Source organism: Bordetella bronchialis, from assembly GCF_001676705.1.
Classification (GTDB): domain Bacteria; phylum Pseudomonadota; class Gammaproteobacteria; order Burkholderiales; family Burkholderiaceae_B; genus Bordetella_C; species Bordetella_C bronchialis.
The window spans coordinates 5,691,739-5,708,836 of sequence record NZ_CP016170.1 but is presented as its reverse complement, the minus strand read 5'-3'; the positions used below and the strand labels follow the sequence as shown (position 1 = coordinate 5,708,836).

Annotated in this window: 17 protein-coding genes; 5 read left to right on the top strand and 12 right to left on the bottom strand. The window is 69.5% G+C overall.

The genetic code is table 11. The annotated features are described in order from the left end of the window. Positions 1-40: 40 nt before the first annotated feature. A complete protein-coding gene (gene ubiA / locus BAU06_RS25085; RefSeq protein ID WP_066357117.1) occupies positions 41-970 on the bottom strand; it encodes a 4-hydroxybenzoate octaprenyltransferase in 930 nt (309 codons plus the stop codon). 10 nt (positions 971-980) lie between these two features. After that, positions 981-2,186 (bottom strand): aminotransferase-like domain-containing protein, encoded by a 1,206-nt coding sequence (locus BAU06_RS25080; protein WP_066357115.1) that lies wholly within the window; start codon positions 2,184-2,186, stop codon positions 981-983. A gap of 323 nt (positions 2,187-2,509) precedes the next feature. On the opposite strand from BAU06_RS25080, the gene BAU06_RS25075 reads away from it, so the two are divergent. The 5 genes from BAU06_RS25075 to BAU06_RS25055 all read left to right on the top strand — a co-directional run bounded on the left by BAU06_RS25075 (position 2,510) and on the right by BAU06_RS25055 (position 8,133). Next, positions 2,510-3,019: a GAF domain-containing protein gene (locus tag BAU06_RS25075; RefSeq protein ID WP_066357113.1), complete on the top strand. Its 510-nt coding sequence runs from the start codon at positions 2,510-2,512 to the stop codon at positions 3,017-3,019. Positions 3,020-3,260: 241 nt separating this feature from the next. Next, complete coding sequence (gene dapA / locus BAU06_RS25070) at positions 3,261-4,190, top strand: 4-hydroxy-tetrahydrodipicolinate synthase (protein ID WP_082993816.1); 930 nt, start codon at positions 3,261-3,263, stop codon at positions 4,188-4,190. A gap of 237 nt (positions 4,191-4,427) precedes the next feature. Continuing rightward, entirely contained in the window at positions 4,428-6,197 is a 1,770-nt protein-coding gene (locus BAU06_RS25065) for a GMC family oxidoreductase (protein ID WP_415834937.1), read from the top strand. Positions 6,198-6,358: 161 nt separating this feature from the next. Then, positions 6,359-6,949 (top strand): GNAT family N-acetyltransferase, encoded by a 591-nt coding sequence (locus BAU06_RS25060; protein ID WP_066357111.1) that lies wholly within the window; start codon positions 6,359-6,361, stop codon positions 6,947-6,949. Beyond that, complete coding sequence (locus BAU06_RS25055; RefSeq protein WP_066357100.1) at positions 6,946-8,133, top strand: MFS transporter; 1,188 nt, start codon at positions 6,946-6,948, stop codon at positions 8,131-8,133. The genes BAU06_RS25060 and BAU06_RS25055 overlap by 4 nt, the downstream gene beginning before the upstream one ends. 70 nt (positions 8,134-8,203) lie before the next feature. Here BAU06_RS25055 and BAU06_RS25050 read toward each other — a convergent pair whose 3' ends face one another. The 10 genes from BAU06_RS25050 to BAU06_RS25005 all read right to left on the bottom strand — a co-directional run bounded on the left by BAU06_RS25050 (position 8,204) and on the right by BAU06_RS25005 (position 17,044). Beyond that, positions 8,204-8,932 carry a TetR/AcrR family transcriptional regulator gene (locus tag BAU06_RS25050; RefSeq protein WP_066359759.1) on the bottom strand — a complete coding sequence of 243 codons (729 nt, stop codon included), beginning with the start codon at positions 8,930-8,932 and terminating at the stop codon, positions 8,204-8,206. Between the two features lie 157 nt (positions 8,933-9,089). Beyond that, entirely contained in the window at positions 9,090-10,310 is a 1,221-nt protein-coding gene (locus BAU06_RS25045) for an FAD-dependent monooxygenase (RefSeq protein ID WP_066357098.1), read from the bottom strand. Between the two features lie 42 nt (positions 10,311-10,352). Further along, entirely contained in the window at positions 10,353-10,973 is a 621-nt protein-coding gene (locus BAU06_RS25040) for an N-carbamoylsarcosine amidohydrolase (RefSeq protein ID WP_066357096.1), read from the bottom strand. Next, a complete protein-coding gene (locus BAU06_RS25035; protein ID WP_066357094.1) occupies positions 10,970-12,022 on the bottom strand; it encodes a 2,5-dihydroxypyridine 5,6-dioxygenase NicX family protein in 1,053 nt (350 codons plus the stop codon). The genes BAU06_RS25040 and BAU06_RS25035 overlap by 4 nt, the downstream gene beginning before the upstream one ends. A gap of 3 nt (positions 12,023-12,025) precedes the next feature. Then, positions 12,026-12,889, bottom strand: coding sequence for an alpha/beta fold hydrolase (locus BAU06_RS25030; RefSeq protein ID WP_066357089.1), 864 nt, complete (start codon positions 12,887-12,889; stop codon positions 12,026-12,028). Position 12,890: 1 nt separating this feature from the next. Continuing rightward, positions 12,891-13,643, bottom strand: a complete 753-nt coding sequence (locus BAU06_RS25025; protein WP_066357085.1) for a maleate cis-trans isomerase family protein — start codon at positions 13,641-13,643, stop codon at positions 12,891-12,893. 96 nt (positions 13,644-13,739) lie between these two features. Beyond that, positions 13,740-14,459: an ABC transporter ATP-binding protein gene (locus BAU06_RS25020; protein WP_066357077.1), complete on the bottom strand. Its 720-nt coding sequence runs from the start codon at positions 14,457-14,459 to the stop codon at positions 13,740-13,742. Further along, positions 14,456-15,214 carry an ABC transporter ATP-binding protein gene (locus BAU06_RS25015; protein WP_066357074.1) on the bottom strand — a complete coding sequence of 253 codons (759 nt, stop codon included), beginning with the start codon at positions 15,212-15,214 and terminating at the stop codon, positions 14,456-14,458. The genes BAU06_RS25020 and BAU06_RS25015 overlap by 4 nt, the downstream gene beginning before the upstream one ends. After that, the gene (locus BAU06_RS25010) at positions 15,207-16,172 is read right to left on the bottom strand and encodes a branched-chain amino acid ABC transporter permease (protein WP_082988471.1); all 966 of its coding nucleotides are present in this window, start codon (positions 16,170-16,172) and stop codon (positions 15,207-15,209) included. The genes BAU06_RS25015 and BAU06_RS25010 overlap by 8 nt, the downstream gene beginning before the upstream one ends. Further along, positions 16,169-17,044 (bottom strand): branched-chain amino acid ABC transporter permease, encoded by an 876-nt coding sequence (locus BAU06_RS25005; protein ID WP_066357068.1) that lies wholly within the window; start codon positions 17,042-17,044, stop codon positions 16,169-16,171. Before BAU06_RS25005 ends, BAU06_RS25010 begins: the two co-directional genes overlap by 4 nt. Positions 17,045-17,098 lie beyond the last annotated feature (54 nt).

The window sequence follows — 17,098 nt, the reverse complement described above, 5'->3', positions numbered from 1 at the left end:
GGGCTGTCAGGATCAGGCGGCCAGGATCAGGCGGCCAGGATCAGGCGGCCAGCCCGCCGAGGACCGACGCCGCCACCAGCATGACGCCCACCCACAGGTTGGCGCGAAACAGGCCCAGCCCCAGTTCCGGACGGTCCAGATCCAGCTTTTTCAATTGCCAGGCCAGGTGCGCGGCGATCAGCGCCATGCCCACCGCATAGGGCCAGCCCAGGCCGATGGCGTATCCGCCCCAGGCCCACAGCGCCACGGTCGCCACGTAGAAGCCGGCGATCCATGCCTTGCCGGCGGCGCCGAAGCGCAGCGCGGTGGAATGCAGGCCCAGCCGGCGATCGTCGCGTACGTCGATGTAGGCATAGATGGTGTCGTAGCCGATCTGCCACAGGATGGTGCCGATGTAGACCGCGATCGCGCCCAGGGGGACTTCGTTGCGGGTGTCCGACCAGGCCATCAGCATGCCCCAGTTGAAGCACACGCCCAGCACCGCCTGGGGCCAGTACGTGACCCGCTTGCACAGCGGGTAGATGACCACGATGGGCAGCAGCGCCACGGCCAGCCAGCGGCTCATGGGATTGATGGCCAGCAGCAGCAAGGCGCACACGGCCAGCTGCGCGAACAGGAACCACAGCGCCTGCCGCAGCGTGAGCTGGCCGCTGGTCAGCGGGCGGTAGCGCGTGCGTTCGACATGCTTGTCGATATCGCGGTCGAAGATATCGTTGATGGTGCAGCCGATGCCGCGCATCAGCAGCGCCCCCAGCGAGAACACCGCCACGCGCCAGGCATCCAGCCAGCCGCCGGCGGCCTGGGCCAGGGCGGCCAGCGCCGGCAGCAGGGTCAGCCAGGTGCCGATCGGGCGGTCCAGGCGGCACAGCCGCGCATACGGCCCCCACGACCGGGGCAGCCAATGGGCCACCCAGTCGTCGAACTCGATGTCGTTCAGGTCGATGCGGCCGCCGGGATGCTGCGTGGACATGCCGCCGTCCTCAGCCCAGCCGCGCCTTGATCAGGCGGCCCAGGGTCGCCATGCCGCTGCGGATTTTTTCCTCGGGCACGGTCACGAAGCTCAGCCGCAGCGTGTTGCGCGGCGCCGGGGCATTTGCGTAGAAGGGCTGGCCCGGCACGAAGGCGACCTTCTCTTCGATGGCCGCTTGCAGAAGCTCGGCGGTATCGATGCCTTCGGGCAGCGTCACCCAGATGAACATGCCGCCTTCCGGACGCGTCCAGGACGCGGCGGCCGGGAATTCGCGCTGCAGGGCGTCCAGCATGTAGCCGCATTGCTTGCGGTAGAGCTCGCGCACGGTGGGCAGGTGCTGCGCCAGGAAGCCGTCCTTGACGATCTCGTACACCGCCATCTGCGTCAGCGTGGAGGTGTGCAGGTCGGTGGCCTGCTTGGCCTGCACCATTTTGTCGATCAGTTTGCGCGAGGCGGCGATGTAGCCCAGGCGCAGGCCGGGCGCCAGCACCTTGGAAAACGAACCCATGCGGATGACATTGGCGCCCACTTCGCCGCCCAGCGACAGCAGGCTGGGCTGCGGTTCGCCGGCGTAGCGCAGTTCGCCGTAGGGGTCGTCCTCTACGAGCGGCAGCGCCAGACGGGCCGCCTGCTGCACCAGGGCTTCGCGGCGCTCGCGGCTCAGCGTGCGTCCCGTGGGGTTCTGGAAGTTGGGCAGGGCGTACAGGAAGCGCGCGCCCTGGGTGTTGGCCGGCGTCAGGGCTTCGGGGATCAGGCCGCCTTCGTCCGACGCCACGGATTCGTAGCGGGGCTGGTACAGGCTGAAGGACTGCAGCGCGCCCAGGTAGCTGGGCGTTTCGACCATGACCTTGCTGTCCTTGTCGATCAGCACTTTGCCCAGCAGGTCCAGGGCCTGCTGCGAGCCCGAGACGATCAGGATCTGTTCGGGCGTGACGTGCGCGCCGTTGCGGTTCAGGTCTTCGGCGACCCAGGCGCGCAGCGGGCTGTAGCCCTCGGTGGGGCCGTATTGCAGGGCCACCTTGCCATTCGAAACCAGTACCTTGTCGAACGCCGCGCGGACGACTTCCACCGGGAACCCGCTGGGGGCCGGCAGGCCGCCGGCGAAGGAGATGACGTCCGGCCGCTCGGTGACCTTGAGGATCTCGCGGATGGCCGAGCTGGTCAGCTGCAGGGCACGTTCAGAAAAGGAACAGTCGGGTTCGAAAGGCTTGTCCATGGAGGGTAGGCAGCAAAGAACGGGTAGAAAACGGCCACGCGGGGGGCCGGACAAGGCCGCGGCCTGGCCCGCGGGGCCGGACAGGGGATCCAGACAAGGAAACCGGGGACGGGGGGATGCGGGGGCCGGGCGGACGGCAAAGCGGTATTCTCCCACTTTTTGCCGCGGCCCCGGGGGCCGCGTACGCCCTGGCGCCGCCCATGCGGCGTGCAGGGCGCGATGCCGGCCGCGTCCGTGGCGCACCGGCAACGCCATCGTTTCCTTGTTTCGTTGTTGTTTCGTACGGGCCGGCGGCGCCATGCACGCCGGCTGGAGATGCCGCCATGTTTTCCGCCGTTCCGTCCACCGCCGCCACCAAGGCCGAACGTTATGCAGAGCTCGTCGAGCAGGCCCGCGGCCTGTTGGCCGGCGAGCGCGACCGTGTCGCCAACGCCGCGAACTTCTCCGCGCTGGTGTACCACTCGCTGTCCGAGCTGAACTGGGCGGGCTTTTACTTCTACGACGGCACGGAGCTGGTGGTGGGCCCTTTCCAGGGCAAGCCCGCCTGCGTGCGCATCGCGCTGGACCGCGGCGTATGCGGGGCGGCCGCCAGCCAGCGGCGCACGCAGGTCGTGCCCGACGTCCACGTTTTTCCCGGCCACATCGCCTGCGATGCCGCCTCGCGTTCGGAGATCGTCGTGCCGCTGGTGCGGGACGGCGAGCTGATCGGCGTGTGGGATGTGGACAGCCCGGTGCCGGCGCGCTTCGACGAAGCGGACCGCGCCGGCATGGAAGCGCTGTGCCAGGTATTCCTGGACAGCCTGCACCCCCGGGTCGCGCCCGCCAGGGTATGATCGGCGCCATGATCTCCCGCGCCTTTGCCCTTTCCCATGACGCCGCGCATGCCCCTGGCATGGCGCCGGCGCGCGCGCGGGTCCTCAAAGCCAAAAAACAGCCGCTCATCTGACCGGAGCAGCTGTTCCGTCAGAAGAGCGACGGAACAGCGGCAGGGCGGGGCCTTTCCACTCGATACCCATCCATACGTATCCGGCGCGCTTCCAGCGGACCTTCCACGGTCTTTCTCCTGGAGTCGATATGGATACGCCCACCCTTACCACCGAAGCTTCGCCCCTGCGCGCGGCCGTCCGCGCGCCGGCTTTCCGCGGCATCTGGATCCCGCTGGTTACGCCTTTCCGGCATGGCGAGGTCGACCTGGCCGCCCTGCGCCGCCTGGTCCGCCATTACCGGGATGCCGGCGTGCACGGGCTGGTGGCCTGCGGCAGCACCGGCGAAGCCGCCGCCCTGGACGCCGCCGAACAGCTGCTCGTGCTGGATACCGTCGTGGGTGAAGCGGACGGCCTGCCCGTGGCCATGGGCCTGTCGGGCAATCACCTGGGCCAGGCGAGGGACCGCATCCGCCAGTTCGGCCAGCGGCCGCTGGCCGGCGTGCTGGCGTCCGCGCCCGCCTATGTGCGGCCGGGGCAGGACGGCCTGCGGATCTGGTTCGAGACGCTGGCCGACGCCTCGGCCGTGCCGCTGGTGCTGTACGACATTCCCTATCGCACCGGCGCCACCCTGGAAACGGCGACGCTGCTGGCCCTGGCCGCCCATCCCAACATCGTGGCCATCAAGGATTGCGGCGGATCGCTGGACAAGACCGTCGCGCTGATCGCCGATGGCAGGCTCGCCGTCATGGCGGGCGAGGACTTGCAGGCCCTGGCCACGCTGGGCCTGGGCGGGACCGGCGCCATCGTGGCCTCGGCCCACGTGCGGCCGGACCTGCACCTGGCCATGTACGACGCCGCCCGGACCGGCGACTGGGATCGCGCGCGCGGGGTGTTCCATGCGCTGGCGCCGGTGATCCGCCTGCTGTATGCGCATCCCAACCCGGGCCCGGTGAAGGCGGTGCTGGCGGCGCTGCACGGCTGCGACGATGTGCCGCGCGCGCCCATGACCGCGCCCGGGCCGGAGCTGCGCGGGGCGCTGGCCGAGGCGATCGCGGCCTTGCCCCCGGCACGCAAGTGATCTAAAAACCCAGGAGCCGCCCGCATCGCCCGATGGAGCTTGCGTCCAACGGGGGGCGCCTGGAGGGGCCGCGCGGCATCGCGCACGGCATCCGATGCGCCGCGGCGGCAGACCCGAGGGCTTGCGCGGTCCCGGGCATATAAGCAGATAAGTGGAGACAAGGCCATGGCGATGGCGACAGGCGAACAATCAGCGCGGCCGGCGGTCGCGGGCGCGGCGGACGGAGTGGGCTCGCCCATGGCCCGCACGGGAATGCCATCCGGCGGCCAGGAAAACGGTCACGGCAAGGGCAGCGGCGCACGGGGCGCCGGCCCTGCCGCTGGCGGCCGCGCCGACGCGCTGCCGGGCACGGCCGAACGGCTGGAATTCGACTACGTCATCGTGGGCGCCGGCTCGGCCGGTTGCCTGCTGGCCAACCGCCTGTCGGCCGATCCGGCCACGCGCGTGCTGCTGCTGGAAGCGGGCGGGCCGGACAGCTGGCACTGGATCCACATCCCGGTGGGCTACCTGTACTGCATCGGCAATCCGCGCACCGACTGGTGCTACCGCACGCAGCCCGATGCCGGCCTGAACGGCCGCTCCCTGGGCTATCCCCGCGGCCGCGTGCTGGGCGGCAGTTCGTCCATCAACGGCATGATCTACATGCGCGGGCAGCGCCAGGATTACGACGGCTGGGCGGCCGCCGGCAATCCCGGCTGGGGCTGGGACGACGTATTGCCCCTGTTCAAGCAGACCGAGGACTATCACGGCGAGGCCGGCCCCTATCACGGCAAGGGCGGCGAATGGCGCGTGGAGCGCCAGCGCCTGTCCTGGGACCTGCTGGACGCCTTTCGCAAGGCCGCCGCGCAGGCCGGCATCCCCTCCATCGACGACTTCAACCGCGGCGACAACGAAGGCTGCGACTACTTCGACGTGAACCAGCGGCGCGGCGTGCGCTGGAACGCGGCAAGCGCCTTTCTCAAGCCTATCCTGAAGCGCCCCAATCTGCGCATCGTTACCGGCGCGCGCGTCGCGCGGCTGGCTTTCGAGGGGCGGCGCGCGGTGGGCGTGCGCTTTCGCGGCGAGTCGGGCGGCGAACAACTGGCGCGCGCCCGCGCGGAAGTCATCCTGTGCGCGGGCGCCATCGGGTCGCCGCAACTGCTGCAGGTATCCGGCATCGGTCCCGGGGCCTGGCTGCAGTCGCGCGGCGTGCCGGTGCTGCACGACCTGCCCGGCGTGGGCGGCAATCTGCAGGACCATCTGCAGCTGCGCCTGATCTACAAGGTCACCGGCGCCAAGACGCTGAACGCCATTGCCGGCACGCTGTGGGGCAAGGGCATGATGGGGCTGCAGTATCTGTTCATGAAACGCGGGCCGCTGACCATGGCGCCGTCGCAGCTGGGCGCCTTCGCGCGGTCCGGGCCGGAACACGGGCGCGCCAATGTGGAATACCACGTGCAGCCCTTGTCGCTGGAAAAATTCGGCGAGCCGCTGCATGCCTTTCCCGCCTTTACCGCGTCCGTGTGCAACCTGCGGCCCACCAGCCGCGGCCATGTGCGCATCGCCAGCCCGGATCCCGCCGACCATCCGGAGATCCTCTGCAACTACCTGTCCACCGATGAAGACCGGCGCGTGGCCGTGCAAAGCGTGCACCTGACGCGGCGCATCGTCGCGCAACCGGCGCTGGCCGGGTACAAGCCGGAGGAATACCGCCCCGGCCCCCACCTGCAAAGCGACGAGGACCTGGCGCGCGCGGCGGGCGATATCGGCACCACCATCTTCCATCCCGTGGGCACCTGCAAAATGGGCGCGGACCCGCAGGCGGTGGTCGATGCGCGACTGCGCGTGCATGGCATAGAGGGCCTGCGCGTGATCGACGCCTCCATCATGCCCACCATCACGTCCGGCAACACCAACTCGCCCACCATCATGATCGCGGAGAAAGGCGCGCGCATGATCCTGGAGGACAGGCGCGCGAGCCGGGCGGGCGTGGCAAGGTCGGCGGCGCCGGACACGGTGCCCGCATAGGGCGCTTACCCGGGCATCGGCACGCGGGTCCCGCGCGGCGGCCTGGCGTGCCGGTCCGCGCTCCCAAAGAATCGCTTATGCAAGGCATAAACGCCGAAAGCTTAATTTATGGTCCGCGGTGGCGCATGATCTCCCCCGATCCTGCTCACACCGGAACCCACATGACCTATCCCACCGACCGGCCGGCGCACGGCTTCGCCGGCATAGCCCCCCCGACGATCCGCGATGCGCTGGAAGGCGACATGGCGGCGATACAGGCCATCTACGCGCACCACGTCGCGCACGGCATGGCGTCCTTCGAGCTGGCGCCGCCGTCCCTGGACGAGATGCTGTCGCGCCGCGCGGCGGTGCTGCGCGCCGGCCTGCCCTACCTGGCGGCGGAGCTCGATGGCCAGGTGGTGGGCTATGCCTATGCGGGCCCGTACCGGCCGCGTCCCGCCTATCGCTATACCGTCGAGAATTCCGTCTACGTGGCGCCGGGACTGGACGGCCGCGGCGTGGGCACGGCGCTGCTGGCGGCGCTGATCGCGCGCTGCGAACAGGGCCCCTGGCGGCAGATGCTGGCCATCATCGGCAATAGCGCGAATGCGGGCTCCATCGCCCTGCATCGCCGCATGGGCTTCCAGCCCGTGGGCACCTTCAAGGCCGTCGGCTACAAGTTCGGCACATGGGTGGATACGGTGTTGATGCAGCGTGCGCTGGGTGCGGGCGCCGCCAGCCCGCCGGCCGGCGCCGGGCAGGACGCGCGGTGATCGCGCGGCGCACCGTCATCAGCCTGGCCGTATCGCAACTGGTCTCCTGGGGCGTGTCGTTCTACCTGATCGGTGGCTTCGGCGCGGCCATCGCCGCCGGCCTGGAATGGCGGCTGGACTCCGTCCATGCCGGCTTTGCCCTGGGCCTGCTGGTCATGGGCATGGCATCGCCGCTGACGGGTCGCCTGATCGACCGGTACGGCGGGCGTGCCGCCATGACGGCCGGTTCGGTGCTGAACGCCCTGGGCTGCGCCGCGCTGGCGGCTACGCACGGCGCGGCCATGTATATCCTTGCGTGGCTGTGCCTGGGCCTGGGAATGCGCCTGACGCTCTACGATGCGGCCTTCGCCGCGCTGGCGCGCATAGGCGGACCTTACGCACGCGGGCCCATGGCGCAGATCACCTTGCTGGGGGGATTGGCCTCTACGGTGTTCTGGCCGCTAGGGCACCTGCTGGCGGACCACTTCGGCTGGCGCGGCGCCATGGTGGCCTATGCCGTGTTCTCGCTGCTTACGATTCCGCTCTATCTGGCCATACCCGATGTCCGCCATGACGGCGCGCGGCCGGCCAGCGCGCGGCCCGCGCCCCCGCCCCTGGCGCCCCATGGCGCGCGGCTGAAGCTGGCGGCCGGCCTGTATGTGCTGCTTACCACGCTGGCCAATTTCCTGAATGCGGGAATGTCCGCGCACATGATCGCCATCCTGGGCGGGCTGGGCCTGGGCGCCGCGCTTTCCGTCTGGATCGCCACCTTGCGGGGCGTGGGGCAATCGCTGGCGCGGTTCTGCGAGATCCTGTCGGGCGGACGCCTGCACCCCATCGTGCTGAACTTCCACGCCTGCCTGCTGATGCCGCTGGCCTTCGTCGCGGCCTTGTACGCCGGGGCGTCCGACGCCGCGGCGGTCGTGTTCGCCTTTCTATACGGCGCCTGCAACGGCATCCTGACGATCACCCGCGGCACCTTGCCCCTGGTGCTGTTCGACCATCGGACCTACGGCACGCTGGTCGGCCGCCTGATCGCGCCCAGCTTCATGTTTTCCGCGGCGGCCCCCGTCGCCTATGCCTATCTGATGGAGGGCCGCGGCGAACAGTGGGGCGTGTATCTGTCCCTGGGCTGCGCGCTGGCCATGCTGGCCGCCGCCCTGGGCCTGTTGCTGGTCTTCCGCCGGCGGGACGGGCGGCAATAAGGCGAGGCCGGGCGTTCGCGCGGCGGACCGCCGGGCCGGGGTGGGCCTGCGTCCGGTCCGGATGGACGCCTCAGCCGCGCGGCGCCGGCGCCGCCAGGCCGCCCACGACGAAGGCGGTGATCTGATCCATGACTTCCTGCGCGTCGTCCGGGTTGCAGATGCCATCGGCCAGTTCTTCCAGCCGGTGCGTATCTGAAAACGCATACATGTACGCGCCCACCATCAGGGTGACGCGCCAGTACACGTCCTTGGCATCCAGGTCCGGCCGCGCCGCGCTGATCGCCTCGACATAGGCCCGGGTGGACGCGTCATAGGCTTCATTGCGCAGTTTGTAGGAGATCTCGGGCGGCTCCGTATGCAGGCGTGCCTGCAGGCGGATGAAGGCGCGGCCCTTGGCGGTGCGCCGCAGGGCCAGGGTTGGCTCCAGGAAGGCGCGCACGATGTCCCGCAGGGCCGGCGGCCGCTTCCCGCCCAGCAGCGCCTGCAGGCGCTCCATCCGCTCGTCGGAAATCTTGCGCCCGCGGCGCAGGAACACCGCTTCGTACAGCCCGTGCTTGGAACCGAAGTAATAGCTGATCAGGGCTTGCGTCACCTTGGCTTTGTCGGCGACGTCGCGCAGCGTGGTGCCGGCGTAGCCCAGGTCGGCGAAGCGGTTCTCCGCCGCATCCAGGATTTTCTCCCGCAGATTGCCGTTGGTGCCTTCCGGCCGGCCCGGGCGTCCTTGCGCGGATGCGCCGGCGGCCTTGGGGGTGGCGGCGCGTCCGCGCGCGGCGCCTGCGGGTCTACCTAGCTCTCGCATGTCGTCCTTCGAGTGGGTTTGCGCGCGCTGCAAGGCGCGCGGAGTTCCCGTCGCGGGGATGCCCGTCGCGGGGATCCCCGTCGCGGCGCCGTGCACCAGGACCGGGCCACGGACGCCGCGACGGCGAATTGTCCCATATCGCCGTGACATCGCGGGGTCATGCCGCGCGCCGCTGCGGCTCCGGCGTGGCGCGGAAAGCGGTCGCGTCGTACTCGTACACCCAGTTCGCGCGTATGCCGCCGGCATGCGGGTTGAACAGTCCGCGCCACCAGTAGCCCACATCGCGCTTGATCTGTTCCCAGCGGGTGGGCAGGTGGTAGGTGCGGCCGCGTTCGCGCGACTCCAGCTGCACGCGGCTGGTGCGCGGCAGGCGCTCCGCCTCGTAGTCGCGCAGCGCGGCGGATACATTGGCGCCGTGGGCGTCGAGCGCGGCGGCCAGCACCAGGCTGTCCTCGATCGCCATGGCCGCGCCCTGCGACAGGAAGGGCAGCATGGGGTGGGCGGCATCGCCCAGCAGGGTAATGCGGCCCTGGTGCCAGGTGGCCATGGGGTCGCGGTCGAACAAGCCCCATTTGAAGACCGTGTCCGCGCGCTCGAACAGGCGCTGAAGGTTGGCATGCCAGCCGCGGAAGGCGCCCAGCAATTCCTCGCGGCTGCTGGGCGCGTTCCAGGACTCCTCCACCCATTGCGAGGTTTCGTTCACGGCGACGATGTTCACCGCCTTGCCGCGGCTGACGTAATAGGTCACCACATGGCCGTGCGGTCCCATCCAGAAAGAGGAATCCGGGCTGACGAAGGAAGGCATGGCGTCGAAAGGCACGACCGCGCGGTAGCACATATTGCCGGTGAAGCGCGGGGCCTCGTCGCCGAACAGGTCGCGCCGCACCACCGACCGCACGCCGTCGGCGCCGACGATGACATCGGCCTCGTACTGGCTGCCGTCCTCGAAGGTGGCCACGGCGGCCGCGCCCTCGTTGCGTACCGACGCGCAGGCGCTCGACAAGGACACGGACGATTCTGGTATGCGCCGCACCAGGATCTGGTGCAGGTCGGCGCGATGGACGTGGTAGAACTCGGCGCCGTACAGGCGCGGGCACTCGTCCACCAGCGGCATGCGGAATTGCTCGCGCGCCGTCTTCCAGTTGCGCCCGACCAGCGCCTGGGGCAGGAAGCCGATGCCGCGCAGGTCCTCGGCCAGGCCCAGCGCCTTCAATACCTTCACCGCGTTGGGCGTCATCTGGATGCCCGCGCCCACCTGGCCGAATGCGGCCGTGCGCTCGAACAGCCTCACTTCGATGCCGCGCAGCGCCAGGGCGTTCGCCAGCGCGGCGCCGCCGATGCCGCCGCCGATGATGCCGACGCGTGGTTTCCTGCTCATGCTCTTCTCCTCGCGCCCCTGCCGGGCGCCTTGTTATGGGGTCTACGCCAGAATGTCCAGCGCTTCGTCGCGCGTCATCACCGCCGCGTACTTCTGGCGCATGTCGAACAGGTTGGCCTCGTGCGGGGCGATCGCGCGGTCGCCCACGCAGTCGCTTGCCACCACCGGCCGGAAGCCGTGCGACATGGCGTCCACCACGCTGGCGCGCACGCAGCCGCTGGTCGTGCATCCTGCGATCACCAGTGTGCGCACGCCCTGGCGGGCCAGCCAGGGCGCCAGGTTGGTGCCGAAGAAGGCCGACGGCAGGGTCTTGCGCACCACCGCTTCGCCGGGCCGCGGCGCCAGCGCATCGACGATGGCGCTGGCCGGATCCCGTTCCTTGAGCGTCAGCATGCCGGGCACTTTCAAGGTAAAGATGTTGGCGTCGCTGTCGTCGTCCGCGAAGACGATGCGGGTATGCGCCACCGGCCAGCCACGCCGGCGCGCCTGCGCGAGCAGGGGCACGGTGGCGGCGATGGCCGGCTCGATATTGCCGCCGCCGAAGCGGGCCGGATCGGCGAAGCCGTTGACGAAATCCACGATCAGCAGCGCCGCCGGACCGTCCAGGTCCATGCGGGCGCCGAATCCCTGCTGGCGGTAGACCGCCTCTTCCGTGTGCGTCATGCCGTTTCCCTGTCCTTGCTTTCGATGACCTTGCCGTCGCGGACTACGTCCTGCCCATCCAGGCTGACGGTGCAGCCGCGCAGCGGAATGTCGATGTGGCATGCCGTGGCGCGGCTGCCGCCGGCCTCGTTGTTGGGGCCCAGCGAGAACAGGAAATTGCCTTCGTAGGCGCGGGCGTCCATGCCTATGGTCGCCTCGCGGTCGTACAGCGACAGCGTGGTCCAGTGCGCGCGTGGCTGCAGGCCCCAGCCGATGTGCGAAATCGCATAGGCCTCCGGATCGTCGAAGGCGCGCATGTACTCGCGCAGCAGCTCGGCGTCCACGCCGCCCTCGATGGCCGTGGCGTAGCCCCCCTCGACGGTCAGCGCGATGGGCGCGTTCACATAGCATTTCTGCGGCAGCAGGATGTCGCCGCGGTCGATGACGATGGTGCCGGTGGCGCCGCCTTCATTGGGCCAGGTCAGGACGAAGCCGCTGGGCCAGTGGTCCCAGCGGCCCGGTTCGTCGACGTAGCCGTATTCGCTGATGGCGGGAAACTCGCCCAGCGGGCAGCGCAGGTCCGTGCCCGCCGGCGAGGTGACGCGCATCTCCCGCGCGGCCTGGATGCGCTTCGCCGCCGCGGTGACGCGGGCCTTGTCCCGCGCGGTGGGGACCATGCGCGCCAGCACTTCCGGCGGCTCGACGGCCAGCAGGATGCGGGTGCCCCCGCTCAGGATCTCGTGCTGTTCCGGCGAGAACAGCAGGGTCATCAGGTCCAGCACGTAGTCGCTGGCCTTCAGCGCCGCGATGGCGGCCTTGTTGCCGGTCAGCGGCGTGGTGCCCAGGTAGGCCAGCGCGTCGCGGCTCAAGGCCTTTTCGCCGTTGACCGGCGGCAGGTCCAGGCGGTTGACCACGGCGCCCATGGACTGCGTGGCGATCAGCGCGGTGGACAGGGTCTGCGGATGCGTGGCGGCGCTGGTCAGGATGGTCACGGACTGGCCGGCCCGCAGGCCGGAGAGTTCCAGCACCTGTTTCCAGGCACGCACCATTTCGAAATCGCTGACGGGCATGGTTCAACTCCTTGCGTGCGCGGCGGACGCGGGCTCGGCGGCGGGCAGGGGCGCGCCCAGGAAATCGCCGAAGGCCGCATAAAAGGCCGCTTCGTTGTCCCAGGGAATCATGTGGCCGGCGCCGGGGACGCGGGTGTGCCGGGTGCCGGGCTTCAGGGCCTGGATCTCCGCGACGTCCTCGTCCCGCACCACGTCGCCGCGCTCGGCGGTCATCAACAGCAGCGGCACGTCCAGGTGGGGCAGATGCGCGTGGATGTCCTCGGTATGGAATTCCTCGAAGCTCTGGCGGATGGCGCGCTCGTCGCAGGTATGCAGCCACTCCGCACGCAGGCGCAGTTGTTCCTCCGTCCATGTGGGGCAGAAGCGGCGCATGGCCTCCGCGTCCATGCCCTGGCGCGCCTGGGCGATGGAATCCACGTACCAGGGCAATTGCGCCGGATAGGCGCGCCGCCCGGGTCCGGAAACCGGCGGATCCACGGCCACGATGCGCGCCAGCCCGGCAGGCCGCCTGCTGGCCGCGCGGATGGCGATGCGCCCGCCCATGGAATGGCCGACATAGCTGTAGCGCGCCAGGCCCAGCGCCTGGGCAAAGGCATTCACATCGTCCGCCTGCGCATCCAGGCCGTAGTCCAGGGCCTCGCCCGCCTGCGTCAGGCCGCGGCCGCGCACGTCCAGGACATAGGTGTCGAAGACCTGGCCCAGGCGCTCGCCCACGAAGCCCCATGTGATCGCCGGGCTGGTGATGCCGGGGATGACAATGACGGGATCCAGCTTGCCGGCCCCGCCGGGTGCCGGCGCGTAGCGCAGATAGTGCTGGCGAATGCCGTTGGCATGGACATGGCCGCCGTAGTGGATGATGCCGGGCATATCAGTAGGCTCCCGAGAGCAGCGCACCGGCGCCCGGAACGATGCGTTCCAGGTCCAGCGCCTTGAGCATCGCGTAGGTCGTCGCGATGGCGGCGGTGATGACGGGCTTGCCGGTCATGGCCTCCACTTGCGCCACCACGGGCAGCGAAGGCATCTGCACGCAGGCCGAGAGCACGATGGCGTCGGCGCGCGACAGATCCATGCCGGCGACGATGGCGGGCAGGCGGGCGGGATCGTGCCGGCCCACTTCCAGGTTGTCGGGGATCTCCAGGGCGCGGTGGTCCACGACTTCGTAGCCTTCGTTGGCGATGTAGTCGATCACCAGCTGCGTCAGCGGCTTCATATAGGGCGCGACCACGGCGATGCGGCGCGTGCCGATGACGTCCAGCGCCTCGATCAGGGCCCCCGCGCTGGTGATGACCGGCGCATCGGCGCCATTGGCCGCCGTATGCGCCTTCAGGCGGCTTTCCGACTGCCTGTGGTAGCCGGGCCCCATGGCCATGATGGCGACCAGGCAGGCGTAGCCCAATACGTCCACGCGCGCATCGCTGAGCTCGACGGCGCAGCGGTCGGACTCGGCGTCCATGGCGGCCAGCTCTTCTTTCACGACCTTCTTCATCCGCATGCGGCTGGAGTGATAGGTGAAGCGCTCCGGCCGGATGGCCTGCCGCGCGTTCAGCATGGCGGGGATTTCGGTTTCCATCGTCGTGTTGGAGCTCGGCACGATCTGGCCGATCCGGAAAGTCTTCTGCATGGCGTTTCCACTCATCGTTATGGTTGTTCCGCTGGCGGCCGTGCGGCGGCGCGCGCAGCCTTCGGCGCCTGCGGACGATGCGCGCCGGCCCGGCGATCAGGCGCCCAGGTAGGCATTGAGCAGCTCCTGGTCGCCCAACAGGGCACCGGCCTCTTTCTCGGCCGCGATGCGGCCGGTTTCGACGACATAGGCGCGCGAGGCCACCGCCAGCGCGTTATGCACGTTCTGCTCGACCAGCAGCACGGTGACGCCCTGGGCGCTGATCTCCCTGACCACATCGAATACTTCCAGCGCCATCTTGGGACTGAGCCCCAGGCTGGGCTCGTCCAGCATCAGCAGGCGCGGGTTGGACATCAGCGCGCGGGCGATGGCCAGCATCTGCTGTTCGCCGCCGCTCAGCGTGCCGGCCAGCTGGCGCTGCCGCTCCTTCAGGCGCGGGAAGCGTTCGAAGGCCAGCGCCATGCGCCCTTGCACCTCGGCGCGCGATCGGCACAGATAGGCGCCCAGGTCCAGGTTCTCCTGCACGGTCATCTCGGGCCAGACGTGCCGTTCCTCCGGGCAGTGCGCCAGGCCCAGCGCCAGGATGTCCGGCGCGGGCACGCCGCCTATGGTCCGGCCATCCCAGCGGATCTCGCCGGACATGGGGGCGATCAGTCCGGAGATCACGCGCAACAGGGTGGACTTGCCGGCGCCGTTGGCGCCGATCAGGGCCACGACCTCCCCCTGCCGGACTTCCAGCGAAACGCCGTGCAGGGCCTTGAGCTTGCCGTACCCGGCATGCACGTTCGTCAGCGTAAGCAAGGCGTCGCGGCTCATGCGGCTTTCCCGATATAGGCTTCGAGGACGGCGGGATTGTTCTGGATGTCCCGCGGGGTGCCGGCCGCCAGCTTCTGGCCGAAGTTCATGACCACCACGTGGTCCGACACCTGCATCACCAGGTTCATGTTGTGCTCCACCAGCAATATGGCTTCCACCCAGGTGCCCGGCAGCGTCTTCAGCAGCCGGGCCAGCACGATGGCTTCATGGCTGTTCAGGCCCGCGGCCGGTTCATCCAGCATCAGCAGGCGGGGCCGGGCGCCCAGGGCCACGCCGACTTCCAGCAATCGCAGCTCGCCGCAGGACAGCGCATGCGCCGGCGTGTCGCAGCGCGCCTGCAGCCCCATCAGCACGGCGATGCGCTCGGCCCGCTCGGCGATGTCGCGCTCGGCGCCGCGCTGCGCGGGCCCGGGCAGGAAGGTGCGCCACAGCGGCGCGCGGGCATGCAGGTATTGCGCCGCCTTCAGGTTCTCGCGCACGGTCAGCGTCTTCAGGACGTTGGTCTTCTGGAAGGTCCGCACCACGCCCATGCGCGCCATCTCGTGCGGCCGGCTCCCGGTCACATCGCGGCCCATGAAGCGCACCCGCCCCGCGCTGGGCGCATAGAAGCCGGTGACCAGGTTGAAGCAGGTGGTCTTGCCCGCGCCATTGGGACCGATCAGGCTGACGACCTGCCCGGCGTCGACGCGGAAGTCGATATCGCGCACGGCATGGATGCCGCCAAAGGATTTGCTAAGGCCCTGGACTTCAAGCATGGCGCTTCTCCGTTTGCGGCGCGCGGCGCGGCGCCAGGCGGCGGACATAGCCCATGAAGCCGTCCGGCGAGAACAGCACCACGGCCATGACGATCAACCCGAACAGCGACAGCCGCAGCTCCTTGAACTCGCGCAGGTACTCTTCCAGCAGCGTCACCGCCACCGCGCCGACGATGGGACCGGCCAGCGTGCCCTTGCCCCCCAGCAGCACCATGATGATCATGGACACCGTGAACGGAAAACCGAATACCTCCGGACCCACGTAGGAGATATAGGCCGCGTAATAGCCGCCGGCCAATCCTGCGAGGAAGGCCGCCACGGTAAAGACGAACAGGGCGTAGCGCACCGGATCGATGCCGATCGACAGGGCCACGTAGCGGTTCTCGCGCAGCGTCACGGCCGCGCGGCCGGCGTTGGAGTGCACCAGGCGATAGGCAATGAACAGCGATGCGGCGGCCAGCGCCACCCCCATCGCCGCATAGCCGCGCTTGCCGGACAGCCACCCCGCGCCGTCCAGGAAGGCCGGATGCGGCACATTGGAAATGCCCATGGGGCCGTTGGTCAGGTCTATCCAGTTGTTCGCCACCAGCCGCAGCACCTCCGCGAAGGCCAGCGTCACGATGACGAAGAACGGCCCCTTCAAACGCAGCGTGACGCCGCCGATCAGCAAGCCCGCCAGCGCCGCGACGACGCCCGCCAGGGGGATCAGCAGGCCCGGCGCGATACCCAGCCGCGTCGCGCCCAGTGCCATCGCATACGCGCCGATGCCGAAGAACGCCACATGGCCCAGCGGGAATTCGCCCACGTAGCCGACGATCAGGTTGAGACTGCTGGCCAGCACGGTGTACAGCAGGACCAGGATGGCGATATGCAGCAGGTAATCGTTGCGGATACCCAGCGCGAAGGCCAGCATCAGCAGCACGAAGGCCGCCAGGAAGTTGCGTTCGGCATTCATCATGCGCGCTCCGCCCGCGTGGGGAACAGGCCATAGGGCCGGAAGAAAAGAATCAGGATGACCAGCGCGAAGCCGACCAGGTCCACCGAGCCCGTCGATAGATAGCCGCCCCACAATGCCTCGGCCACGCCCAGGATCAGGCCGCCGGCGATGGCGCCCGCGAAGCTGCCCATCCCGCCCAGGATCACCACGACGAAGGCCTTCAGGCTGACCAGGCCGCCGATGCTGGCCTGCGCCACGTAGATGGATCCCAGCAGCATGCCGGCCGTGCCGGCCAGCGCCGTCCCCATCGCGAAGGTGGCCGCGTAGACGCGCGCCGTCGGGATGCCGGCCAGCCGCGCGGCCATGGGATCCTGGAACGTGGCGCGCATGGCCTTGCCCAACCGGGTATGGCGGATAAGCACGTGCGCCGCGACGATCACCACCGCGCAGGCGGCCACGGCAAAGATCCGTACCTGCGTGATCACCACGGGACCCAGGAAGACCGGCGTGCCGGCCACCGGCGCGACGACTTTCTGCGGCGCCGTGCCGACCAGCAGCAGGGCGGTGTTGGTCAGGAAGATCGACAGGCCGATGGTCAGCAGGATGCCCGGTTCTTCGCCCTGGCCGCGCACGCGCTCGATCAGCACGCGGTCGACGATCCAGCCGACCGCGCCCATCGCCAGGATGACCAGCGCCAGGCCGGCGAAGAAATTCAAGTCCAGGGCCGTGGTCAGGGCCCAGCCCAGCAGGCCGCCCATCATGTAGAACTCGCCATGGGCGAAGTTCACCAGGCGCATCAGGCCGAAGACCAGGGTCAGTCCCAGCGCCGACAGGGCGTAGAACGTGCCATTGACCAGCCCATTGACCAGGAATTGCAGCAACAGGTCGAACACGGATTCCTCCGGGCGGCGGTAGGGGCATCGCCGCGTCCACGGCGATGCCAGGGA